This is a genomic window from Marinomonas spartinae (assembly GCF_016461715.1).
GTDB classification, from domain to species: Bacteria; Pseudomonadota; Gammaproteobacteria; order Pseudomonadales; family Marinomonadaceae; genus Marinomonas; species Marinomonas spartinae_A.
Genome location: NZ_JAEMUI010000003.1, coordinates 54,507 through 73,141, shown reverse-complemented (window position 1 = coordinate 73,141; position 18,635 = coordinate 54,507). Strand labels below are relative to the sequence as shown.

The following is an 18,635-nucleotide window of genomic DNA, read 5'->3' as shown; positions in this document are numbered from 1 at the left end:
CCAATAAAAATAAAATCGATTTCTTTTAGCAAACAAGAGTCGATCAAAACAACACAATACTAAGCCGCCGCTTGCGCGATACTTTTTATACGCCCCACAATAGAACGCAAACCATTGCCCCGAGTAGGACTCAAATGACGCTCAAGATCCAGCTGAGCAAAATACTCATCAATATTAAAATCCAAAATATCTTGCGGCGTTTTACGGTTGAATGCCGCTAATACCACGCCAAGTAGACCACGCACAATAATAGCATCACTGTCGACAGCAAAGGTGAGCACTTCACCCTGTTGCGGATCTTGCTCAGTACCTGGCTGAATCCATACGTTGCTTTGACAACCTTTCACCAAGCGCTCAGAGGTATGCCACGCCGTATCAAACGCTGGCAAAGACTTACCTAAATCAATAATATACTTGTATTTATCTTCCCAATCGTCAAAAAACGACAGATCGTCCACAATATCTTCTGTACTAGGTAAGGACATGACTCCCCTCTTTTTTATCAAGGCCACAAAAACAAAAACGGCGCTTAGTAATATCCAAGGCCGTTTCTTATTGTATTAGATTTTGATTCTCGACCGAAGCTATCAAAAAAAGCCACTAACTAGAAGAAAAGACCCGCTTCTAGTTGCGCTTCTTCACTCATCATTTCTCGCGACCAAGGCGGATCGAACACTAAATCCACTTTAACCGCTTCGACATTCGGCACTTTGGCAACACGATATTTCACATCTCCCACCAATACGGGTCCCATTCCACAACCCGGTGCCGTTAGCGTCATATCAATCAAAACCGTTTTGTTCTGTTGATCCAATTCCACCTTATACACCAAACCCAGTGATACCAAACTGATAGGTATCTCAGGATCGTATATGGTATCCAAGGCTTGCCAAACCTGATCTTCATTAATCTGATCCGTTCCTAGATCATCAAATTCAAGCACTTCTGGCTGTTGTCCAATGGCTTCCGCATCGGTTCCATCAATGCGCAACATATTACCCTGCCAAGTGACGGTATAGTTACCACCAAGACTTTGGTTAATCGTAATAAATTGCCCTTCTGGAATGCTAACCGGATCACCGCTAGGTACTCTACGTGCTGGACAAGCACGCTGGGTTACTACCATTTTCTGCATCTAATTAGCTCACACTGAAGCTTTCGCCACAGCCACACTCAGCCACAACGTTTGGATTATTGAATTTAACAACTTCGTTCACACCTTCACGAACCAAGTCAATTTCTGTACCCCTAAGCATTTGAGCGGATTCTGAATCGACGGCAAAAATCACATCACCAAAGGTCAGCACGTCATCGCTATCAGACGCTCCTTCGACAATATCCAACACATAAGAAAAGCCAGTACAGCCACTTTCTTTCGTGCTCAATCGAATCAATTTGCCAGGTTGCTTAGCTAATTTAGAGGCAAAATATTTCTGCGCAGAAGCGGTTAAAGACACGCTAGAGACAGGATCAAAGGTAGTTGCTGTCATCAAAACCTCCTAAGCCAACATGCTGCGCACTTTTTTCAGCGCAGCAAATAAGGCATCAACTTCTTCTAATGTATTATAAATCGAGAACGACACTCTTGCCGTACCTGGCACATTAAAACGCGCCATTAAAGGCTGAGCACAATGATCACCCGTTCGCACGGCGATACCTTGTCGATCCAGCAAAAAGCCGATATCCGCAGGATGCCCGTGATTCATCACAAAGCTCAGCACGCCCACTTTGTCTTTCGCTTTGCCTATAATGGTCAGACCTTCAAACTGTTCAGCAAGTGCCGTTGCGTGATCTAACAAGGCTTTTTCATGAGCCTCTACTGCATCTCTATCCAGCGCACTTAACCAACGAATGGCTTCGCCCATGGCAATAGCATCCCCCACATTTGGCGTGCCCGCTTCAAAACGATAAGGCAACACATTCCACGTCGCGTCTTGCAACGTCACAGTAGAAATCATCTCACCACCAGTGCGCCAAACAGGCCACTCAGCGAGAACAGACTCTTTACCCCACAAAGCACCAATGCCCATTGGCCCATAAATTTTATGCCCCGAAAAGACATAAAAATCACAACCAATATCTTGTACATCGACCTTACGATGGGCAGCACCTTGCGCCCCATCCACCAAAACCAACGCACCGACCTGCTTGGCTTTAGCGGTCATTTCTTTGATAGGGTTTACCGTACCTAATGCATTTGACACATGGGGGAAAGCGACGAACTTAGTATGTTCGTTTAGCAACGCCTGGTAAGCGTCTAAATCCAGTTCACCTGACTCAAGTACCGGCACCGTTTTCAAAGTCGCGCCAGAGGCTTTACATGCCTGCTGCCACGTCACTAGATTGGCATGATGATCCATTCCTGTTGCAATCACTTCATCACCAGCTGACAACAAAGCCCCCAAACCGTTGGCAATGATGTTAATACCCTCAGTAGTGCCCGTTGTCCAAACCACTTCTTCGCGTTTTGGCGCATTGATAAAGTCTTTTACGATGTCTCGCGCCGCTTCAAAATGGCGCGTTGCTTCATCCGCAAGTCGATGGGCACCACGATGCACATTGGAGTTACAAGTCGTGTAATACTCCACCAAAGCGTCGATCACGCACTGCGGCTTTTGTGTCGTGGCCGCGTTATCGAGATAAATGAGTGGATTACCATCAATTTCACGTTTTAATATGGGAAACTGCTCACGAATAGCTGCTACATCAAAACTCATCATTTTCTCGCTTATTCCACGTCCATTTGCGCAAAACGTTCACGAATAATCGGGCGAACCCATTCCGCTAACGCCGCATTGGGCATTAAATCTATCAACTCATTAATAAAACCAAAGTTGAGCATCACTTGCGCTTTTGAGCGACTTATACCACGAGTTTCCAAGTAATAAAGTGCTTGCTTGTCAATCTCAGCAACCGTGGCACCGTGGGCACACTTCACGTCGTCTGCGTAAATTTCCAACTCAGGCTTGGTATTAATTTCGGCTTTATCCGACATCAACAAGTTACGGTTATTCAGCTCCGCCGAGGTTTTCTGCGCATCTCGGTGAATATGGATACGACCATTAAATACCGCACGAGCACGATCTGCGACAATGCCACGGACGTTTTCTTGTGTCGTACCGTTCGCCATGGCATGTTCGACAGTAGCATGCAGATCAAAAAGCTCTTTATTGTCGAGTAAATACATGGCATTGAGCTTAGCGTCCGCATACTCGCCCGCATGTATAATATCCGTGTCTAAACGCGATAAATCACTACCAAAAGCAACAATCGAGCTGTGCATTTTGGCATGGTCATGCAGGTTAAAGTGACTCCCACCGATGGCAACATTGGTTCCTGTCTGCAAAGCAAAGCGATAATGTTCTAAGTGGGCCTTTGCGGCGACATTGTATTCAACAAATGCCGTGTTTAAGCTGTCACCTTGAGCCTGTACATCTTCAATCACCGTTAATCGAGCACCAGCGCCCAATGACACCTGAACTCGTGTATGAGATTCTGCACCTAGGCTTAGTAAAGAGCTAATACGGATAGGCTGGGCAATATCAACGCCTTCTGCAACCGTCACAATCACCACATCTTGTGCTAAGGCATCGTTAACCAAACCAAAAAGATGTCGCTGTGGCTTAATAGTTGAAAAAGCATTCAGGGCATCCGTTTGTTTTGTTGAGTCCAAATCACGCCCTAAGGCAATAGACACGCCATCAGGTAACATATCGGCCAATTGGGACGGATCAAATTTCCCGTTCACAAAGACCAATTCAATGGCCGACAAATCCGCAATGGCAATCGGCTTCAAGTTGACCTCATCAGTCAACACTTTGGCTTGCGTACGCTCAACTGGACGAAGTGGTGTATAGCGCCATGCCTCTGTTTTACGTGTTGGCCATTGGCTATTGGCAAGAAGATCTAGGGCATTAGCTCGTTTTGGAGCAAGCCAGTCATTAATACCTTGCGCTCGAGCAATGGCACTTTCTAACCATTCACTCATGCATTACCCCTCTAGTTCATCTTCAGCTGGCTCATTCTGCAGCCAAGCATAACCTTGCGCCTCTAATTCAAGCGCTAAAGAAGCATCGCCACTCTTGACAATTTTGCCACCCGATAAAACATGTACGAAGTCAGGTTTGATATAATCCAAAAGACGCTGATAGTGGGTTACCACAATAAAACTACGATCATCAGAACGTTGGCTATTTACCCCTTCTGCTACCACTTGAAGAGCATCGATATCCAAACCCGAATCAGTTTCATCTAGGATGCAAAGCTTTGGCTTTAACAGTAACATTTGCATAAGTTCGTTACGCTTTTTCTCGCCGCCAGAAAACCCTTCATTCACGCCACGTTTTAAGAATGACACAGGCAAGTTCACCTGTTTGCAAGCGGCTTTGGCTTCTTTCAAAAAATCCGCAGAAGTGATCGAGTCTTCTCCACGAGCTTGTCGCTGTGCATCAACCGCCGCCTTCAAGAATTCCAAGTTACTGACACCCGGGATTTCCACTGGGTATTGGAAGGCCAAGAATAAGCCAGCACGAGCGCGCTCTTCGGTTTCCATTGCCAATAAATCATCACCATTAAGGGTCACACTACCGCTTTCAACATGGTAACCATCACGACCAGACAATACATAACCTAAGGTACTTTTGCCCGCACCGTTCGGCCCCATAATGGCATGCACTTCACCGGGCTTAATATCTAAGCTCAAGCCTTTAATAATCTGCTTTTCTTCTACGCTGGCGTGCAAATCTTTTATCGTCAACAAACTTTTTGTGTTTGACATCACTAATAATTCCTTAACCTACAGAGCCTTCGAGGCTTATTTCTAGTAACTTGCCCGCTTCAACGGCAAATTCCATGGGTAATTCTTTAAATACTTCTTTACAGAAACCGTTCACAATCATAGAAACAGCTTTTTCAGGATCCAGACCACGCTGACGGCACAAGAATAACTGCTCATCACTCACTTTAGAGGTGGTAGCTTCATGCTCAACAATAGCGGATGGATTTCGGCTTTCGACATAAGGGAAAGTGTGCGCACCACACTGATCGCCAATTAATAAAGAGTCACATTGTGTATAATTACGCGCCCCTTGAGCCCCAGGGTTCATTCGCACAAGGCCACGGTAGCTGTTATTACTTCTACCCGCTGAGATGCCTTTGGAAATGATGGTGGATTTAGTATTTTTACCAAGGTGAATCATCTTGGTACCGGTGTCAGCCTGTTGGCGTCCCCGCGTTAAAGCGACCGAGTAAAACTCCCCTACACTGTTATCCCCTTTGAGAATACAGCTTGGGTACTTCCAAGTAACCGATGATCCAGTCTCGACCTGAGTCCAGGAAATTTTCGCGTTGGTATGACAAATACCGCGCTTGGTGACAAAGTTATAAATACCGCCTTTGCCGTTCTCATCCCCAGGATACCAGTTCTGAACCGTTGAATATTTAATCTCTGCATTATCCAGAGCCACTAATTCAACCACTGCGGCATGCAATTGATTTTCATCACGCTGTGGCGCAGTACAGCCTTCAAGGTAACTTACATGACTGCCCTCATCCGCAACAATCAAAGTTCGCTCAAATTGCCCCGTATTCTGCTCATTGATACGAAAGTAAGTAGACAACTCCATTGGGCAACGCGTGCCCTTAGGTATATAGACAAACGAGCCATCGGTAAAAACAGCACAGTTCAAGGCTGCGTAGTAGTTGTCTTTTTTCGGCACCACACTACCAATGTATTTTCTAACAAGATCAGGGTACTTGTGCAGCGCTTCAGAAATGGAACAAAAAATCACGCCCGCTTCTTCTAGCTTTTCACGAAACGTGGTGACCACAGACACAGAGTCAAACACTGCATCCACCGCAACGCCCGCTAACATCTGCTGCTCAATCAGAGGGATACCGAGTTTTTCATAAGTTCGCAGTAATTCAGGGTCCACTTCATCAAGAGATTTAGGCTTGTCTTTCATGCTCTTTGGAGCGGAATAGTAAGAGATGGATTGAAAATCGATCTTGGGATAATCCACCAATGCCCAATCGGGCTCGTCCATTTCTAACCACTCACGAAATGCGCTTAGACGCCACTCGAGCATCCATTCAGGCTCATTTTTCATTGCTGAAATACGGCGGATCACATCTTCATCCAAACCCGGCATAAAGGTTTCTGATTCCACATTAGACACGAACCCAGCTTCGTATTCTCGCGCCAGCGCCTTATCTATCTGCTCAGTCATATTAACACTCACTATTTATCGGAATAGATATGGATTACCACATCATTCACTAATGTCTACGCTACCCTAGCCAACAAGAGCGGCACTAATTTTGTCATTCTCAGAACAATTTTTAATGCTCTCGGCATTCTGGCGTCGAGCAACTTCTCGAACATCATTGCGCAAAACCAATTGTTCTAAGCTAATTTGGCTTAAGAAATCGTGTATTTGATCGCTTAAATCACACCAAAGATGATGCGTTAAACAGGTATTTCCACCCTGACAATCGCTTTTGCCCTTGCAACCTGTTGCGTCAACGGACTCATTTACCGCATCAACAATTTGTGCGACAAAGATCTCCCCTAAGGAACGGCTTAAGCGATAGCCGCCACCAGGTCCCCTAACGCTGGACACCAAAGATTGCTTTCGAAGCTTGGCAAAAAGCTGCTCTAAGTATGACAGGGAAATGCCTTGCCGATTTGAAATATCTGATAACGACACGGGACCATGATCTGAATGTAACGCCAGATCGAGCATGGCGGTTACAGCATAACGACCTTTTGTTGTCAGGCGCATAAGCTATCCAATTAAGACGGTGTATTCACACCAAATAGTACACAAAACCTACTGTTTTGATCAAGTATTTACCTGACTATTTTACTAGGTTATTTTCCAGTTACAAAAATTGGACTCATTCTAATAAGCAAAACGGGCGTATTTTACGTTGCACACCACAAAAACAAAACCTTCCCTCAGGGAATACTCATCATTTCAGCATTTATATCACCAAAAGTTCATAGAAATGAGCAAGAATAAAGCCCATAACTCAAGAAATTGTGCAAAATACCGTTATAGAGGTATAAAAACAGCATAATAAGAAATCAACATCAGACAAAATGACTTTGCCCCTAAACAGAAGTCGTAGGAGTTGAGATGGCAACATCTAGTAATAAACAGAAAGAAAAAGACAAAACAGCCCCAGAAGAACCCACTAAAAAAAAGAGTGGAAAACTCATTTTTGGCTTCATACTCTGCTTTCTAATGAGCGTTGGCGCTTCAGCAGGCATCACTTTCTTTCTGGCCCCTAAAGAAGCAAAGCAAAGCAGCACAACGGAAAATAAAGACGTCACCAAAGAGCTTGCGACATTCCAGCAAACCATCGACAGTCAAAATGAAAAACTGCAAGCTATAAAAGCGGAGAATGACATACTCAAACTGTATCTAAGGCACAGCAGTGCCACGGCATTAAAAAACATCCTGATCAATCAGGAAGATAACATTCAAGCTTTCTTAAAAGTGCTAAAAGCTTCTATGGGCGATTTAACCAAGCAACTCCAAGACAACACCCCTGAACTAAAAAATTGGAACGAGCAGTATCAGTATCAGTTGGATCTTGCTTTAAAAGGCAGCCTTGAGAGAGAGGATTTATTGAAACTATTAAAAACAGGTGAGCCCAACGAAAAAAGCCAGTAGCGCGTTAAGGCATACAAATTCGCTAAAATACATTCAAACTTGAGACAGGGTCGTGTCATTTGAGATTCTTTATAAAAGATACACAATTACTAAAAACCTATGACACAGTAAAAACCAGCTTTTGGTTTATACCTTGCCTGATTTTACTATTAACAATGTCCTGTTGTGTGATACTGCTATGCATTGATCTATATTCAGAATGCCACACAATCAGCTGGCTACATTTTTTATACCATGCAGATGCCAGCATTACCCGCGACCTACTGACCAGCATAGCTGGTAGCATCATGACCGTCGTCAGTATCACATTTTCCATCACCATAGTGGCGCTGACCACCGCTTCGTCACAGTTTGGCCCCAGGCTTATTCGTAACTTCATGGACGATACCAGCACCCAACTGGTACTGGGTACATTTATCTCACTCTTTGTATACTGCCTTGTTCTGGTACGCATGACCGACCAGTTTGCTAATGGAAATTTTCTCCCCGGCCTTACCATCGCAGGTGCCATGCTTATGACACTATGCGGCATACTGCTACTGATTTATTTTATCCACCATGTGTCACAAAATCTGCAATCAGACAATGTTATCGATAATGTTCATTTAGAGTTACAACGCACACTTGAAAAAATATTTGATCAACAAAGAGAAGATGAAAACACTGAGAATGGCCAAAACCAACCGACAACCCAGCGCACCAAAACAGGCGAGCAAAAAGAGATCATTAATCAAGCGGACGCGATTCTGCTAAAAAGTGACAAGTGTGGCTATATTCAAACTATTAATTATGCTTGTCTGTGCAAAATAATGAAGGAGCTTGATGGTTATCTCGAGGTTGTTATTAAACAAGGCGACTTTGTGGTCAAGCGCATGATAACCATGAAATGTTATGTCCCCTATCTATCAAAAGAGGACGAGCAAGCGCTACACAATTGTTTTACTTTTGGTGCCAAACGTACCCCGATCCAAGACCCTGAATTCGCCATTCACCAGCTTGTCGAGATTGCCCTAAGAGCCCTTTCCCCAGGTATTAATGACCCTTATTCCGCCATCGCCTGTGTAGACAAACTCACCGCCACCTTATGTGATATGACACACAAAACCTTTCCAAAAGGCTATGCTTGTGACGAAGACAACCTTGAACGCGTTCACTATAAAGTCACTTCATTTCATAACCTAGCCAGCATTGCCTTTGATCAGATACGCCAATATTCACAAACTTGTCTGGCCATCAGCTTACGCCAATTAGAAGGGTTGATTCACATTGCAGAGCAAGCAAACCATTCAAGCCATTGGTTTTTTATCGACCACCAAAAGCACATGATTGAGCACAGCCTAAAACAGCGACCGCTAATCGATTTAGATAAAAAAGAAGTCACTCATCGGCTGCAACACCTAGATAGGCTATTAACAACCCAAAGAGAACAGCAAGAGAAACAGGAGGCCTAGGTGATGATGAGGCCTCCACTGACAAGCCATTAAAAAAACAACAGATAGATTAAGCCAATATACAAACCGTATTGAACAAAATAGTATAGGGGTTTGTTGACGCCTTTTAACTTTCTCACCCAATTACGTGCTTTGTATAAATAGTGGAACGCTTTATTTAAAATACCTACTTTATCCCCCTTGACGTTTTTAGTCGCGGAAGCTGCCAGTAATGTATAAGACAAAAACTGATTGAACCAATCCACTAAAAAGAAAGTCACCGGACGTTTGACATCAAGAAAAAGCACGATTCTATTGTGTTCAGTTTTATTCTCAGCATGGTGAATATAGGTTTCGTCAAACATAACGGATTCACCATCGCGCCATGAGTATTTTTCACCATCCACCACAATGTAACAATCGTCGGAATTGGGGGTTACCAACCCAAGATGATAACGAAAAGACCCTGCATACGGATCTCTATGCTCGCCCAATCTTGCCCCAGGTGGCAACATGGCAAACATACCCCCTTTCACACTTGGAATACCCGACAAAAGCTCAACCGTTTTAGGACAAAGCTCCATCGCGGACTTCAGATCAGTACCATACCACTTCAAATAAAAACGCTTCCACCCTGTGCGAAAGAAGGAATTAAAGCCTAAATCATCCAAGTCATCAGAGGCTTTAATTTGCGCCGCCTCATTGAGTTTCAACGCTTCATCACGGATCATCTGCCAGTTTTCATCGACTACCTTAAGTTCTGGGAACTCATTGACGCTTATATAAGGCGTTTTTTTTACTCGTGAAAACAAGTAAAACAAGCAATTAATAGGCGCTAACAGATTTGAATGATCGGTAATTTTCCGTTTCAATCTCTGATGCTGTACAACCCCACGATTTTGAACATATATTCCACACAATATGAAAATCAGTAAAACGGCCAATCCCATGACATCATCCTTCAATACGATAAAATAAGCGAAAAACTTAACTTAAGAGGAAAAGATATTAAATAAATTCATATCAAAAATTATATTTTTTAATACTTCTTTTTTTAAAATCAATACTTGTCGGCGTAGTTTGAGGACAGATCGAAATCAAAGCCAGATAGAAAAAAGAAAAAAAAATGAAAAATAGAAAGTGACAAGATGGCTTTTTTAGGCAAAACTCGCTGTTATTCTCAGAATAATGCCCTTCTGATCAAAATAAGCAAAGAAAAGCTTATTTTTTACAAAGTAGTCTCTCGTCACTCGTTCGTATCAAAATGAGAAGGTGAGAAGAGAGGAGTTACTTGACGTGTTTTTGAAATGCATCAACAACATCGGCCACCGTCTCGTAGTAGGCCCCAGCACCAATCAACTGAGTAAGACCGGAACGATCCAACTCCATACGTACATTGTCTGCGACTTCAGCAAACACCAAGCGTATCGTTTGCGTTTGCAACGCTTCATACAAGGATGACAGTGTTTTTGCTGACGTAAAATCGATATCATCTACCGCCCCGGCATCAATACAAAACCACTGCAATGATGGCTGAGCATGATTGACCAAATACATGATCTGGTGACGCATATATGACGCATTAGCATAATACATACTGTGGGTAAAACGATAGACAAGCAATCCTGGTATTAATTGTACATTTTTATCCAACGTCACCGCACGCCAACGGCCGCCATCAGAAGGGACAATTATACTATTGTGTGGCTGATAACCATGACGTGTATGAACCAACAAAGAAAGGGCAATGGCAAGTAAAATCCCCTGCTCTACTCCCCACAAAACAACAACCAATGTGGTAATCAAGGCAACCCAAAACTCCCAAGGGCGTTCAGATAAGATACTGCGCATGCCTTTTATATCGATCAGCTCAACGCCGATTAGAAACACCACTGCAGACAAAGTCGCTTGGGGTAAATAGGTTAAGGGAGCAGTCAGTAGTAATAATACAAGAGTAACAATTGCCGCCGTAATTAAATGGGCCAGCTGGCTACGTCCTCCTGCACTGTCTACCATTTGGGTTTTGGTAGGACTACCATTGACCACAAACGAACCTGAAAGAGCCGCGCCGATATTGGCGGCTCCCAACCCAATTAAATCCCCATTATCGTTGACCGTTTCTCCATGCCGAGCGGCATAAGCTCTAGATGTAGCAGCACTTTGTGCGATAATGACAATGAACATAGCAAAAGCAGGCGGAATGAGTGCCTCAAATGTCTGCCAACTAAGAGCGACATCAGGCCATGTCAAGCGTGGCAAACCACTGGGAACCGCGCCGAGAGATTGAATCCCGTATTGCTGTAAATTAAACAACCAACTGACCAATATAGCAGTGATGACGGCAATCAAAGCTCCTGGGATACGTCTAGACAGTTGTCGTAAGCTGATGATCACCACCAAGGTCGCGATAGCAATAACCATGTTATCAATGTTAGCGATTTCCAGTTCCTGCCAGTGAACTAGAGTGTGGAACAAGTTCCCCATCCCGCCTGATGGCACGCCTAGCATTCCCGCAATTTGACCTAAAGAGACCTGGATTCCTACCCCGGTTAGGAAACCAATGAGTACCGTTCTCGACAAAAAATTAGCCAACATTCCCAAATTAAACACACGAGCAACCAGCAACATAACGCCAACCATTAAGGCCAATACTCCAGCCAACGCCAAATATTCTGGTGACCCAACCACGGCTAACCCAGCTAACGCCGTCGCCAACATCGCTGCGGTTGCGGAATCCGCCCCGACCACCAGTTGACGAGAAGAGCCAAACAGGGCGAACAAAAACATCGGCAATAACATAGTGTAGAGCCCTGTCACCACAGGCACGCCTGCAATTTGCGTGTACCCCATCACTTCAGGGATAGCAAGGGCGGCTAGCGTTAATCCCGCCATAACGTCTTGCGGAAACTGAGTCCACTTAAACGGCAATACACCTTGAAAAAACCGATAATGCTTATTGCTCATTGCCATACCAACACTCTTCTTAGCGATCTGCCGTATTAGATTGCGATTTCCATTTACGGTATCACCGCCTCTTTGTTAATGACCATTGTCTGGTTTTATCTGGACGATACGATTTTTAGCGACAGGCTGATGGGAAAATGATCCGATGAATGAATATCGCTATGCACATGCACATCCACCACGTCTAAGCCGCGGCAATAAACATGATCAAGATGTTTAAAAAAATGGCTTAGCCTTGGCTGACGAACCAACTTGACTTCTTCTAAAAGAAGCGACATCGCAAGCTCATTAAAATATGCCAATCTTTTTCTATTCCAAGTATTAAAGTCGCCAGCCAATATGATCGGACCACTATGATTTCTCAATACTTGAAAAACTTGATCCAAATGGGTTCTAAATTTTTTCAAAGAAACAAAGTTGATAATGTGGGTATTCACCACCAGCAACGGAGACTCAGTACAAGATGTATCGACATTAATAATCGGATACTCAGTCGCCAATAACATTTTTTTGGTTCTGGTTATCGGCTCACTGTAGGGAGAAGCGGAACAAAAATATCTATTAGCGGTGACGGATGACCCAGTTTTAATACCTGTTTCAACACTGGTTTGCAGATTCTTAAAACTGCGCGCCATTATCCATTGATGCTGAGTTGACTGACTGAATAGCAAATCGAATGGGGAATTAAACACCGCTTCTTGTAAGAGTACCAAATCTTTATCATGAATGAGTGACAGAAAGTCTTCCTGCCACCCCTCTTTGCGGCACTTAAAAATATTCCATAATAACACGTCAATGTTTGGCCCCATTACCGCTTTCGATGCACTTCCCATTATCTTTAGGGATTCTATTTTTCGATAACGACTTTTCATCATGGAATATTCGCCCTTATTAAGAATCGTGCTAGCCATTTCTCACAGGTAAGGCGAGAACAAACGAACCAAATTATTGCGAACTTTTTTATAATTCGGCACAGCCCTAACATCGCTCTCAGTAACCAGAGACGCGTTCTGTTTCTTTTCCAGAAAGAACTCCGTTAACTGCTTATTTAGCCCCGCATCAAAACACTCTAAATTAATTTCGAAGTTAAACTCTAAACTTCTGGCATCCCAGTTTGTCGAACCTATAAACGACCATATATCGTCAATCATCACAATTTTACTATGATCAAAAGGCCGCTTATTTTTATAAATTTGTATTCCATGCTCCATGATTCGAGAAAAATTCGCTTCCATCACCCAATCAATAAACGGAATATTACTGTGTTCAGGTACAATAATTTCGACCGAAACACCCCGCAATGCAGCCGCATGGAGAGACGTCATCAAGGTTTGATCTGGGATAAAATAAGGCGTCATAACCTTAACGCTTTTCTGCGCACAACCGAGTGCGCTTATTAACGTCCAATGTATTCTATCATGGTATTCATCTGGCCCATCTTGAACCACTCGGGCAATAACAGGTTTATCTACCATTGACGTTTGCGTATCTGGACGATACAAAGGAAATTCAATTAATTCGCTAGTTGCAAAGAACCAATCTTCGATAAAAACTTGACTAATTTGATCGATAACAGGGCCAGTCACTTTAAAATGGATGTCATCAATGGGGTGCTTAGACGACGAAACCAAGTTGTCTTTACTGACATTCATGCCGCCAATGTAAGCCTCTTCGCCATCGACACACAATATTTTTCGGTGATTCCTTAAGTTAATAAATCGCGTACTGGTGAGTGAAATGGCGGGTAAAAAACGAGCGGTTTTAACCCCTCGCTTTTTTAGGGCTCTATCAGACTTATGCCAACTGTAGCCAATGCCCACACCATCCAATAACACATTGACGATAACACCTCGTTCATGGGCTTTGGCTAATGCATCGACAAATTGATGGCCAAGAGAGTCATAATCAAAGATATAACTGGATAAAACAATATGACGCTGTGCACGATCAATGGACTCAATCATCGCCGGATAAGCCATATCCCCATTGATGAGTGGCACCACCCTGTTACCTGCAACATAATTAACAGAGTGAATAGCGTATCCTGCCGTAATGGCGGAATGCCAATTTTTCGGGAGTTGGTGGAAATCCACCGTCTTTTCTTCTGGACGAAAATCTTGTTTAAGGGTTTGCGGGTGCTCCTTTCGCGCCAAACGCTTGATACGATTGATCCCAAACAGCCAATAGAACAAGCTGCCCACAACGGGGGATAATATAACAAGGCCAATCCAAGCCAATGATGTACGTTCGTTCTCCTTAAACAAGAGGACATGCAGTGATGTTATAATCGATAAACTGACATGCAAAACAACAATGATTGTGACTAAATGGAAGTCAACCCAACTAAACAACACCTCAAATATATGCATAAACCTCAACTCAAATAGTATTCAGCTAAACCATCCATATCGCGCACATCGGCAACTTCTATCATATCCTTTATAGTGATAAGTTACACGATTAGTCAAATGGATAAAGCACTTTATAAAACAATCACAAAGCATGGGGTTAGGCCCAGAAGCAGACCACTAAAGAACAGTAAAACGGATGACCACACCATGATAGATAATCGCAATATTATTGCCAAACTACGCGAGAACATCCCTTCGTTTGCATGCAAACCGGGCTGTCATGACTGCTGCGGCCCCGTCACAGCGTCCTCGGAAGAAATGTCGCGCCTTCCCGTCAAAACAGAGGCCGAACACGACGCCGCCTTAGCCGATTTTAATTGCGTACACTTGGGCCCCAATGGCTGTGAAGTTTACGATGAACGTCCACTGATTTGCCGACTCTTCGGCACAACACCACACCTGGCTTGCCCAAATCACTGCCGTCCTGACAACATGATTGATCCGGACATTGAAGCTCAGATCCATCACTATATAGCGAATACACGACAAGTACTGGTGTAATCTTTCAGTGTTCACTTTTAAAAGTATAGATACAGCCAATAAAGGAAAAAATCATCCCAATAATGGCACCAAGCTCAGGCAGTGTTCTAAATAAAGAATAGGCAATAATTGGCTCAACGAGCAGCATGCCAAAAATGGAGACAACCACAACGAGCCAGATAGACTCAAACGCTTTGATGCCATAGGAATACCCCAATAGCACTAGAATACCTCCCACCAGAATGATGGGTAAGTTATCAAAAAAGATATCGAAAAAAGTATCTTGATGGATGGCAAGCTGGTGTGCGGCATTCATTTCGGCAAACACAAAAGCGCTTTCGCCCACGATCAAAATCAAAGAAGCAACTATTTTTCCAAACATTGGAAATATCCTTATATTAAAGCAGCATGGCACTTAACAGTCCGAGCACAGCAAACACCAAGGATTTTTTGGTGGCGGAATCTGGTGCATAGCGATATATACCGTAGGCAATAATGGGCTCAATAATGATAACCAAGGATGTGGATATAACATTAACCACCCAGATGGATTTGTATTCTTCAATGCCAACCATAAAACCCAACAGTAACAAGCTCCCAGCAGCGGCCATTAGCAATATCATGGCAAGCATGAAAAGTAATCTGTGTTGACTATTTTCCGTCTGAAACTTATGGGAAACAGCGAGTTCTGAATAAATCACCAACAACTCACCCAAAAAGAGAAAGGCAAATGAAAAAACGGCCATTTTGAATATTCCCTGTATTCATTAAATACACAAAGCACGAATTAGTACGATAGAGAATGAATGACCAAAGGCGCTTCCAAGTGTTTCTGAAACATTAGATCATGACGAATAGTTGAATCAGTAACTGGGTGATTATCATACCAAATGCTCCTTATTTCAAAGGATGATTTGGCTAATTATTAGGCGAATACCGCTTGAATCATGCCCAACGATTCGTTTAACTCGCTGGCTTCAGGTTGTGTATCGAAGAGCGCACACAGTTCATCTATCCTATTCCTAGAAAGCGCTCCTGTCTTAGTCACGAGTAGCTGATTCATTATGCCGTCTTGGTCAAACCCCATCCGAATGTCTCCGCCCTCATGGCTCAAACGGATAGTTTGTCCATCACAAAAACTCAACGCTTTGATAACCTCCTCTAAAGAAGACTCACTCTCAACGTGATAGAGATAGCCCGAAGTGATTTTTTGTCTGGACCAATACCCAGTCAAAGAAAGTGCGACCGCCTGACGAACCATCAAAAGAGCACTGGTCTGAGCCATAAAAGGCGCAATAGTCACAGGGGTGTATTTAAACTCGGGCTGTCCTGAAACAGAGTCTGTATCGCTTGCGATCAACACACAAGGCTTGCTGTTTGCTGCGGTGACATCATTCCAATGGATTGGCATAAAAATCTCATTGTCACCCATTGACTCACTGAGCACCACACGGGCAAAACAGCTCCCATGTTGATTACTGATACAGGCCAACGCATCAGGATGAAGGGAAAAGGCGACGGCAGTCTTGGCATTAATCAAGACATAAGGCTCAGGGGTGTGCTCAGCCAGTCGAGCAGACAACCCCGTGCGTGTCATGGTATGCCATTGATCTCTCGTGCGGCCACTATTAAGTACCAAAGGAAAGGCTTTCGATAGTGGATTTTTAGGCGCACTGTGCTGCACGGCAAGAAAGTTAGCCCGATGGTTGGCCGTAAAAAAACGTTTATCCTCAAAAAATCGCTGGGTTTGAGGAACGCCTTGGTATTCTGTAACAGGCCATTGCTGTGGTTGAAAAGATTGATACTCTTCATCAGACACATTCGCCAATCCGGTTAGATTTAAGTCACGCTGACCAGAATCATTGTTTAGCCCGGTAAGCTGGGCATATTCACGAAAAATATCGCCTTCATGGCGATAGTCAAAAGCCTCTTTAAATCCCATACGCTGGGCAACTTGGGATAAAATCCACCAATCCGGTTTAGCGAGTCCCGGACTGGCCATAAGACGACGCTGCCTTGATATGCGCCGTTCTGAGTTGGTAACAGTGCCCGATTTCTCACTCCACCCTTGCGCGGGCAATACTATATCGGCACAACGTGTGGTCGCGGTATCTGCTATGCAATCAGACACCACAACCAACGGACAATCCAATAATGCTTGTTTGATTTTCGCACTATCAGGCAAGCTGACGACAGGATTTGTCGCCATAATCCAAATCGCTTTAATTTTGCCGGAGGCTAGCGCATCGAACATATCTACCGCCTTTAGACCCGGCTTGGAGGCAAGACGCTGAGTCTGCCAAAATGTTGCCACGGCCTCCCTATCTTTAGGGTCATCAAACTCCATGTGCGCGGCTAACGTATTCGCCAACGCCCCTACTTCTCGTCCCCCCATTGCATTCGGTTGACCTGTCACGGAAAACGGCCCACAACCAGGCAAACCTATTTTGCCCATAGCGAGATGACAGTTAATGATGCTGTTCACTTTATCAGAGCCTTGAGTGGACTGATTCACCCCTTGGGAATAAATCGTTAATACCTTATCCGTCTTCGCAAACCTCTCATAAAAGCCTGTCAATGTCTGCTCATCCAAGCCAGTAATATAAGGGACATCGCCTTCTTTGAGCGCGGCCTCCAGCGCCTCGGAAAAATGGTTTGTATGATCGGCGATAAAGGACGCATCAAGCTGTTGCGTTTTAGCAAGATAGTGTAATAAACCATTAAACAAGGCCACGTCCGCCCCTGGATTTAATGCCAAATGTGAGTCCGCTATTTCACAGCTTTCATTACGACGAGGATCAATCACCACCACAACTAAATTCGGATTAGCTTGTTTGGCGACACGTAATCGCTGGTATAAAACAGGATGGCACCATGCCAAATTAGAACCAACTAAAATAACCAGCTCAGCAAGTTCAATGTCGTCATAGCACACAGGGACGGTGTCCATGCCAAACGCACGCTTATGGCCAACCACAGACGAGGCCATGCAGAGCCTAGAATTACTATCAATATTGCTGGTACCAATAAAGCCCTTAAGTAATTTATTGGCGACGTAATAATCCTCAGTCAACAGCTGGCCCGAGACATAAAAGGCCACAGAATCTGGACCAAACTCCGCCACAGTCTTGGAAAACTGCTGAGCCACATGATCCAACGCCGTCTCCCAATCCGTTTCCTGCCATTGCTTATCGATCTTCATTTTTGGCATTAACAAACGACCATCCTCGATAACGGTATCCCCCAACGCAATGCCTTTCGTGCATAACTTACCGTGGTTGGATGGATGATCTTTATCTCCTCGGATATCGAGTTTTCCAGTTATCATAGGGCGAGCTTCTATACCACAGCCAACCCCACAGTAAGCACATGTTGATTTAATCCAACCTTCATCGTTAATCATAATCGTTCTCTTATCGTTTCATCCTGATCGATTTAGCAATTTATAGACCAACGTTTTAAATCCGCAGCATCCCGCCATTTTCTCTACGGTTTGAGAAAATATCGTCATTGAAATAGCTCTTTTTTCAGCATTTTATCAACTACTCACTTGTGGGTAATTTGCCCTAGAAAAAGGCTGACACGCACATGATTTACACATTTGCCACGCTGAAAATTTTTTCAAAAAATCCCCAAAAAATACAACGAACATGAAAAAACAATATTTTAAT

18 protein-coding genes are annotated in these 18,635 nt (G+C 43.9%); 3 read left to right on the top strand and 15 right to left on the bottom strand.

Annotated features, from left to right (window positions below):
* Positions 1 to 59: 59 nt before the first annotated feature.
* From JHD45_RS03995 to iscR, 8 genes are all read right to left on the bottom strand, one after another.
* Entirely contained in the window at positions 60 to 485 is a 426-nt protein-coding gene (locus JHD45_RS03995) for a SufE family protein (protein WP_199474999.1), read from the bottom strand.
* Positions 486 to 604: 119 nt separating this feature from the next.
* A complete protein-coding gene (gene sufT, locus JHD45_RS03990; RefSeq protein WP_199474997.1) occupies positions 605 to 1,135 on the bottom strand; it encodes a putative Fe-S cluster assembly protein SufT in 531 nt (176 codons plus the stop codon).
* A 4-nt stretch (positions 1,136 to 1,139) separates the two neighbouring features.
* The gene (locus JHD45_RS03985; protein ID WP_067014341.1) at positions 1,140 to 1,490 is read right to left on the bottom strand and encodes a HesB/IscA family protein; all 351 of its coding nucleotides are present in this window, start codon (positions 1,488 to 1,490) and stop codon (positions 1,140 to 1,142) included.
* 9 nt (positions 1,491 to 1,499) lie between these two features.
* Positions 1,500 to 2,717: an aminotransferase class V-fold PLP-dependent enzyme gene (locus JHD45_RS03980; RefSeq protein ID WP_199475458.1), complete on the bottom strand. Its 1,218-nt coding sequence runs from the start codon at positions 2,715 to 2,717 to the stop codon at positions 1,500 to 1,502.
* Between the two features lie 11 nt (positions 2,718 to 2,728).
* Positions 2,729 to 3,988, bottom strand: a complete 1,260-nt coding sequence (gene sufD / locus JHD45_RS03975; protein WP_199474995.1) for a Fe-S cluster assembly protein SufD — start codon at positions 3,986 to 3,988, stop codon at positions 2,729 to 2,731.
* Between the two features lie 3 nt (positions 3,989 to 3,991).
* Positions 3,992 to 4,777 (bottom strand): Fe-S cluster assembly ATPase SufC, encoded by a 786-nt coding sequence (sufC, locus tag JHD45_RS03970; protein WP_199474993.1) that lies wholly within the window; start codon positions 4,775 to 4,777, stop codon positions 3,992 to 3,994.
* 13 nt (positions 4,778 to 4,790) lie between these two features.
* A complete protein-coding gene (gene sufB / locus JHD45_RS03965) occupies positions 4,791 to 6,227 on the bottom strand; it encodes a Fe-S cluster assembly protein SufB (protein WP_199474991.1) in 1,437 nt (478 codons plus the stop codon).
* Between the two features lie 66 nt (positions 6,228 to 6,293).
* Positions 6,294 to 6,782 (bottom strand): Fe-S cluster assembly transcriptional regulator IscR, encoded by a 489-nt coding sequence (gene iscR, locus JHD45_RS03960; protein ID WP_199474989.1) that lies wholly within the window; start codon positions 6,780 to 6,782, stop codon positions 6,294 to 6,296.
* 357 nt (positions 6,783 to 7,139) lie between these two features.
* Here iscR and JHD45_RS03955 point away from each other — a divergent pair, with 357 nt between their 5' ends.
* Both JHD45_RS03955 and JHD45_RS03950 read left to right on the top strand, forming a co-directional pair.
* Positions 7,140 to 7,679: a hypothetical protein gene (locus tag JHD45_RS03955; RefSeq protein WP_199474987.1), complete on the top strand. Its 540-nt coding sequence runs from the start codon at positions 7,140 to 7,142 to the stop codon at positions 7,677 to 7,679.
* 59 nt (positions 7,680 to 7,738) lie between these two features.
* Positions 7,739 to 9,130, top strand: coding sequence for a DUF2254 domain-containing protein (locus JHD45_RS03950; protein WP_199474985.1), 1,392 nt, complete (start codon positions 7,739 to 7,741; stop codon positions 9,128 to 9,130).
* Between the two features lie 29 nt (positions 9,131 to 9,159).
* Here the strand turns inward: JHD45_RS03950 and JHD45_RS03945 are convergent, their stop codons facing one another.
* The 4 genes from JHD45_RS03945 to JHD45_RS03930 form a co-directional block, all read right to left on the bottom strand.
* Positions 9,160 to 10,059, bottom strand: a complete 900-nt coding sequence (locus tag JHD45_RS03945; protein ID WP_199474983.1) for an aspartyl/asparaginyl beta-hydroxylase domain-containing protein — start codon at positions 10,057 to 10,059, stop codon at positions 9,160 to 9,162.
* 337 nt (positions 10,060 to 10,396) lie between these two features.
* Complete coding sequence (locus JHD45_RS03940; RefSeq protein WP_199474975.1) at positions 10,397 to 12,079, bottom strand: SulP family inorganic anion transporter; 1,683 nt, start codon at positions 12,077 to 12,079, stop codon at positions 10,397 to 10,399.
* 89 nt (positions 12,080 to 12,168) lie between these two features.
* The gene (locus JHD45_RS03935; protein ID WP_199474973.1) at positions 12,169 to 12,948 is read right to left on the bottom strand and encodes an endonuclease/exonuclease/phosphatase family protein; all 780 of its coding nucleotides are present in this window, start codon (positions 12,946 to 12,948) and stop codon (positions 12,169 to 12,171) included.
* A gap of 39 nt (positions 12,949 to 12,987) precedes the next feature.
* Complete coding sequence (locus JHD45_RS03930) at positions 12,988 to 14,442, bottom strand: phospholipase D-like domain-containing protein (RefSeq protein ID WP_199474971.1); 1,455 nt, start codon at positions 14,440 to 14,442, stop codon at positions 12,988 to 12,990.
* Between the two features lie 189 nt (positions 14,443 to 14,631).
* Here JHD45_RS03930 and JHD45_RS03925 point away from each other — a divergent pair, with 189 nt between their 5' ends.
* Complete coding sequence (locus tag JHD45_RS03925) at positions 14,632 to 14,985, top strand: YkgJ family cysteine cluster protein (protein ID WP_199474969.1); 354 nt, start codon at positions 14,632 to 14,634, stop codon at positions 14,983 to 14,985.
* A gap of 4 nt (positions 14,986 to 14,989) precedes the next feature.
* Here the strand turns inward: JHD45_RS03925 and JHD45_RS03920 are convergent, their stop codons facing one another.
* The 3 genes from JHD45_RS03920 to JHD45_RS03910 form a co-directional block, all read right to left on the bottom strand.
* Positions 14,990 to 15,346, bottom strand: a complete 357-nt coding sequence (locus JHD45_RS03920; RefSeq protein WP_199474968.1) for a hypothetical protein — start codon at positions 15,344 to 15,346, stop codon at positions 14,990 to 14,992.
* A gap of 16 nt (positions 15,347 to 15,362) precedes the next feature.
* On the bottom strand, positions 15,363 to 15,710 hold the full coding sequence (locus JHD45_RS03915; protein WP_199474960.1) for a hypothetical protein: 348 nt from the start codon (positions 15,708 to 15,710) through the stop codon (positions 15,363 to 15,365).
* Positions 15,711 to 15,889: 179 nt separating this feature from the next.
* A complete protein-coding gene (locus JHD45_RS03910) occupies positions 15,890 to 18,367 on the bottom strand; it encodes a molybdopterin oxidoreductase family protein (protein ID WP_199474958.1) in 2,478 nt (825 codons plus the stop codon).
* Between the last annotated feature and the right edge of the window lie 268 nt (positions 18,368 to 18,635).